Raw genomic sequence first — 5,253 nt, 5'->3', positions numbered from 1 at the left:
CGCACTACCAGCGGTCAATTTGCGTGGCCTTCGGCTTCGTTCACGCCGTGCGCGATACGCCTTTGCAGCGGCAGTGGCGTCATAACACCTGCGCGTCTCAGTCCGGTTACGCGCGAGTTCTCGGCTGATGCTAGACGCGTTGCGTCCCAGCAGCCTCGCTATCGACCGGATGCTCGCGTTTTTACCGCTTTCGATCATGATTGCCGCGCGCTCTTCCGCGCTCAGATGAAAATATCTTTTTTCCATCCCAACACCCTATATCAATATGGGTGTTGCACTTGATGGTTGAGTCTAAGCTGCCACTCATCGGCGTTTTGATGCCAGTGCAGTTCACGCAGGCAACCCGGCTTGAGCGTGACCATGGCAGCGGCAATCGTCTTGGAAACGGTGAAATTGCTTGTATCCGCAATCTGCACCATGCCCGCTGCCGACGATTTCACGGGCTTGCTCGCACTGAACCGGTAAATGAACGGGTGCTCGGGTTTGCCCAGGGGAGAGGCCGCTGAACGCTGGTCGTCCGCCAGCGGACCGGGAACCGTGCCCTGGTAAATCCAGCGCTGTTCGGTCGGAATGTTCTTGAAGGCTTCCTGCGGCACCCCGAAGTTCTGCGCCAGCACTTCCGGCGGGATGTGGGCGAAGAAATCCGTGACCATCAGCGTGTTGAACTCGCCTGCCTTGCCGTTATCGAACGCGAGAACGAACTCGGCACCGTCGGGCCCGAGACCTTGCAGCGAATGGGGCAGACCCGGCGGGAAATACCAGATGTCGCCCACACCCACGTCGGAGACTTCCGAGCGGCCCTGACCATCGAGCGTCGTGATGCGGCAGCTACCCGCCACCATGATGGCCCACTCCGCCTGCTGATGCCAGTGCAACTCCCGCACGCCTCCCGCACCCAGGCGCATGTTCACGCCCGAAATGTCCGTGGAAATCGGGAATGCCTCGACCGTCACCTCGCGGGCCCAGCCGCCATTTTGAATCCGCTTGTGGGCCAGACTGAAAGACGACCAGAACAGCTGCATGCCATTGACGTCGGTGGCTGGCGGATTTTGAAAAGACGGTATTTGATTGGCAAGAGCCGGGTTCTGGGGACCCGGATCCGTCACCGATGAAGGCTTGGCATTGATCCGGCCTTCGGGCGGGTTGTCGGGATTCCCAAAGGCCGCTGCCTTGGCGGTGACGGAAGCGCCCAGTGCCACCGCGCCCGCTGCAGCACCAGCGAGAACCTTACGACGAGACAAGTCGGTCATGATGCAATGTTCCTCGAGATATAGGGATGCTTTTTCTTGTTTCTTATCGCTACCGGGAGTGAAGGCGCAGTGCATGCCGCCCGTTTGAGGATCGTTGAAGACTGTCTGTCATTTGTAAGAAAAAGTTCGATACGCGACACGTAATTTTTCAAACAGCTTTCATTTTCCAGGCCAGAGTTGAAAAATCCTCATTTCCCGAAAACATCCTACCAGAAGGTCTTTTGTTCGTTTTCTTCGGCGGATTTTTTGGATCGTGCGTGCGTTGCATCGCATGTCGCGATACAGCGCACGGAGACAGAAACGACAAAACGCCGCTGCAGCGGGCGCTTTGAGATCGGCCTGGGAAAGCGCGTGATTTTTATGCGATATGCACAGGAAGAGGTGGCCTATTCCGCCGGCAGGCCCAGGGACAAATTGCGAAGTGGATCGCGGATCTCGGTGGACAGGGAGCTATTGAAGGTCCACAACCACGCGGGCACTTGCGCTGCGAAACGCTGTGCCAAAACGCTCAGGACGGCGACGCCCGCGGCCCCTTTGGCGGGCAACGAGGAATGTGTGCCGCTTTCCGCCGACGCCCGGGCCTGGGCGACGAGATCGGTATCGCCGTGGGCCAGCTCGAGCAGCAGGCCGGACGGCACGCTCGAACTCGGCAACGCGCGCGATTCGGGCGCCAGGGGTGCACCGAAGCGCTGGTGCAGAATGTCCAGCGCGATGCTGCCCAGAGATCCGGCGGCCAACAACGGGGTCTCGCCCTTTGCCTTGCCGTCTTCGTGCAGCGGAATCGCCTGCGTCACCCGCTCGGCTTTGCCATCGGCGATATCCAAAAGAATGTCGTACAGCATTTCCATGCTGGGCATCGGAGTCATCATGAATGCAAGTTATTTGAAAGATAAAGAGAAACAGGGAGTATCGATGCGGCTTTGAAAGGATATACCCGATGCGCTTCCTTCGGGGCGCTTCGGGACAGCGTGCTCGCCTTGGTGGAATGCTTCGCATGACTCAAGAAAATGGCCGGCAGGATCCTCGCCGGGAGCCCATTTGATGCCGTTATCGGCCTCGAACGCATGTATCGCGCTCGGTTGGCCATTACACGCACGTGATCGAGGTAGAGCGAGAAAGGGAAAGGGACGACGGGCAGGGGCTTGCAGACGGGCTTATCGCCCACGCAAAAGCAAAAGCCGCAGACCCGTTAGGGAATGCGGCTTTGCGGTGATGCTGGTGGCGAATCAGGGAGTAGCTGGACGGGTTGCTAAGTCCCTGAAAACACTGGGAATCGGTGGGGTGGCGAATCGAGGTGCGGGATGGATTTATAAGGCTACCGCTAGGTTACCACCGGTCACCGTGCGAGAGAAGTCATGCCGTTAAATTGACCGCTCAACGACGATCTCGGACTGCGAAAGCACTCGGACTACGATCGAGGTGTCCATGGGCACATTGGCTTGAATCCAGTTTTTGAATGCTGCGCCTCCCATGATTCGAGGGGCGCCGCTTGGCGTGGCGCGGCGGCTGACCCAGGCATGGATTACCGCTCGCTCTTTGCCGCAATAGATGTCGATAAGGGACTTATCGGGTCCGAATCCGCCTTCATGGCGCACAGGGACATTGAAAAATCCGGTCTCGAAATAGGTCTTGCCGATTTCCACCGTGAAGTGTGATTCGACCTGATCAATGGCTTGGGCTTCTAGCTCGGCTTCGTTGCTGCCGTCAGGCGGATCGCTCTCTTCGATTGCCTCCACGATTTTTTCGCTGCGGCCGCCATTCCAAGGCGGTGAAAGCGTTTCGATGATCGAGTCTTCCAGGGCCGCAGCAAGGTTAATGGTGAAGTCTCCATACCGACTCAGTCCTTGATCCGCCCACGCGAAAATGTGGACGTTTTTGCCCTTGCGCAGGAGCTTGAGAATATTTTCATGGTTGCGCATGTTGGTTCTTTGAGTCGAACTGGGATTCAGATACCCCATCATGCGCCGCCTAAGCGTCTTCGTGGTTTTGCCAACATATTGGACTTGATTATCCTGTATGAAAGCATAAAGAACATTTTTTTGCTCGCTGATCCTCGTCAGATTTAGGATAAGACAACCATTGTCCATTTGCCATTGGCCAGCCGGTTGAAAACCAATATGGATCAATCTTTCCATTATGTTTCTCGTTATAAAAATCAAGTTTTGTATTTTATGATTATTTTTTTATTACAAAAAGGCAAAATAATGAGGCAGCAATTCATCGATATTGCGTGCGAGATGCGTGGACAGACGCGTGAGGACGTCTCTAAGGTAGGCGTAGGGATCATGCCCGTTGAGCTTGGCAGACTCATGATCGCCGCAGCCCGCTTGCCCGCGCGTAGGGACCCTGCAAATAGCCAGTTTTTTCGCCCGACGGCAACCGGACGGATTTGGTTTTCGGCCCGCGAATCTGCTGGTTGCGGACCCGTTCGGCGCTGCGGTCAAAATTGTCGTGGGCAAAGCACTGGATCTTGCAAAGCGGGCAACGCCCGCGCCGGCGACATCGCTGGAGATGAATGCAAGCGCGCAACCGGTTGATCCCACGCCGTCTCTACCCAATGCACCGGCGGCGCTTGTGCCGGCGGAAGCGGTGCCGCAAGGAACCCCTCGATAAAGGCGCACCATCCGCCGCGCCAGCGATGGCACCGACAGCCGTACGCGCGGCGCTTGTCATCCCGTCTGTCGCGCATGAGCATCGTCATGCACGATAGACGGGCGGTCTAGATTTCGATGGCCCGCCGCAGCTTCTCGCCGCCGAGTGGCAGGTCTCGAAAGCCCTGCTCCGTGACATCACGCAAAGTGTTAGCGATGAATACCGTGACCACGGCCCTCGGATCAGATCTTCGTTATGCGATCTGGCGAAGTGTCCAAGTCTTGAGCGAGTCACTATCGGGCACCGAGTCTCCAAGCGCTACCGACGCGCGCCCATTTGGACGACGTGGCTGGGTCAAGTGTCATGCGGCGGCCTTGCGCGTCTTTCTCGAATCCCCAATGTTCGTATATTTGGAGCGAGGTACCGTTGAGTGCGGTCAGTTGGATCCGGCCGCCGTGTGCGCGTTCGTGGGATAGATTCACGGCATGTTCAATTAGAGTTTTTCCGACACCCTTACTATCGGGAGCGGTTACGAAACCATAGATCGTGGGAGGCGATGTACCCTCAAGGACGACCATGCCCGTACGCATCGAGATAACGACATCGCGATTCTCGTCCATTCCCGGCAAGGCTTCCTGAATCAAATCTAGAAGCTCTTCGGTGTACCTCAGGCGATCCGCCCATGCCTGAACTGATGGGCCACTCGGCGCGGCACGCTCATCGAGATCGTCGAGTTGCGTACGTAGGTTCTCCACCGAGTCATATGAATCAGCAGGAGACAAATACGCCACCTTATCCAGGGGACTGGCCGTACCTAGCCGCACCCGGGAGGAAGCACTACTGGAAGCGGAAGTTCGACGGGGCAAGCCGCTGAGCAGATGTGGGGTACGGGAGATCGAATCCCGACGTTCATTGCGTGGTGCCCGAACTGGCTTGGGCAGCGCCTCTTCAAAAAGTTTTTTGGTGCCAGCTTCAGTGGCACTGCGTGTGACGGGTGGGACCATGTTTACCTCGATAATAAGCTGTTCAATATCTCCCAACCCTATGGAAGCTGCCGGTTGCGAATCCGAAGCAGCGTCTACGCACGCGAAGCGCTAACAGATATGAGAAACTTGAAGCGCCCCGGATATCGAGGAGGCGGGTTGGTTTAAGTTAAAACAGCTTTTTCGCACTCGCTGGCGATTTTACGCCAGTAGTTGGCTTCCGCTTCTGCCGGTGGGATGTACCCGATGGGTTCGAGCAGTCGGATATGGTTGAACCAGTGCACCCATTGCAATGTGGCAAGTTCCAGTGATTCCCGGGATTTCCACGGTGCTCGACGATGAATCAGTTCCGTCTTGTACAGACCGTTGATGGTTTCAGCCAGCGCATTATCGTAGCTGTCGCCACGGCTCCCCACCGACGGTTCGAT

General features: G+C 56.9%; 5 protein-coding genes and 2 pseudogenes. All 7 read right to left on the bottom strand.

What is annotated here, in order from left to right; all coding sequences use genetic code 11:
- Positions 1–246, bottom strand: a 246-nt coding sequence (locus tag OVY01_RS22690; RefSeq protein ID WP_267849665.1) for a helix-turn-helix domain-containing protein, incomplete at its 3' end; no start/stop codon positions are given.
- Positions 247–272: 26 nt separating this feature from the next.
- Positions 273–1,250, bottom strand: a pseudogene (locus tag OVY01_RS22685) (cupin domain-containing protein); the annotation flags it as partial.
- Between the two features lie 386 nt (positions 1,251–1,636).
- Positions 1,637–2,098 (bottom strand): hypothetical protein, encoded by a 462-nt coding sequence (locus tag OVY01_RS22680; protein WP_267849913.1) that lies wholly within the window; start codon positions 2,096–2,098, stop codon positions 1,637–1,639.
- A gap of 513 nt (positions 2,099–2,611) precedes the next feature.
- A complete protein-coding gene (locus OVY01_RS22675) occupies positions 2,612–3,385 on the bottom strand; it encodes a GIY-YIG nuclease family protein (protein ID WP_267849912.1) in 774 nt (257 codons plus the stop codon).
- Positions 3,386–3,436: 51 nt separating this feature from the next.
- Positions 3,437–3,675: pseudogene (locus OVY01_RS22670) on the bottom strand (transposase domain-containing protein); the annotation flags it as partial.
- Between the two features lie 460 nt (positions 3,676–4,135).
- Positions 4,136–4,882, bottom strand: a complete 747-nt coding sequence (locus OVY01_RS22665; RefSeq protein ID WP_267849911.1) for an N-acetyltransferase — start codon at positions 4,880–4,882, stop codon at positions 4,136–4,138.
- Positions 4,883–4,989: 107 nt separating this feature from the next.
- Positions 4,990–5,253: integrase core domain-containing protein (locus OVY01_RS22660; protein ID WP_267848900.1), on the bottom strand; the 264-nt coding region annotated here is incomplete at its 5' end.

The sequence above is a fragment of the Robbsia betulipollinis genome, from assembly GCF_026624755.1.
GTDB lineage: Bacteria > Pseudomonadota > Gammaproteobacteria > Burkholderiales > Burkholderiaceae > Robbsia > Robbsia betulipollinis.
This window is presented reverse-complemented; position numbering and strand designations above follow the sequence as displayed.

Excerpts from the sequence above, each read along its gene's own strand:
- OVY01_RS22675 (WP_267849912.1), bottom strand. The coding sequence starts at position 3,385 with ATGGAAAGATTGATCCATATTGGTTTTCAACCGGCTGGCCAATGGCAA.
- OVY01_RS22680 (WP_267849913.1), bottom strand. The coding sequence starts at position 2,098 with ATGGAAATGCTGTACGACATTCTTTTGGATATCGCCGATGGCAAAGCC.